Genomic DNA, 308 nt, shown 5'->3' with positions numbered 1-308 from the left:
CCAAGGCCATCGCCGAACTGCAGGAGATGCCGGAAGTGACCCTGCTGCCGCGCTCGACTGTGCACGGCTATCACGACCACAACTTCCTCACCATCCATGAGCGTCGTACCGATCATCTCGGTGATGCCGCACCAATGGGCGAGGTGCGTCAGCGCCTGCACCGCGTGCGCGCCAAGCGTGTGGTCCTGGCCGCTGGCGCCCACGAGCGTCCGTTGGTCTATGGCAACAACGACGTGCCCGGCAACATGCTGGCCGGCGCGGTGTCCACCTACGTGCGCCGTTATGGCGTGGCCCCCGGCAAGCAGCTG

General features: G+C 66.6%; 1 pseudogene. It reads left to right on the top strand.

The annotated features are described in order from the left end of the window. Positions 1-308: pseudogene (locus PH586_RS23495) on the top strand (sarcosine oxidase subunit alpha); the annotation flags it as partial.

This window comes from Pseudomonas aestuarii (assembly GCF_027988105.1).
Classification (GTDB): domain Bacteria; phylum Pseudomonadota; class Gammaproteobacteria; order Pseudomonadales; family Pseudomonadaceae; genus Aquipseudomonas; species Aquipseudomonas aestuarii.
Note: the sequence above shows the minus strand (reverse complement) of the source record. Positions and strands in the feature narration are given on the sequence as shown.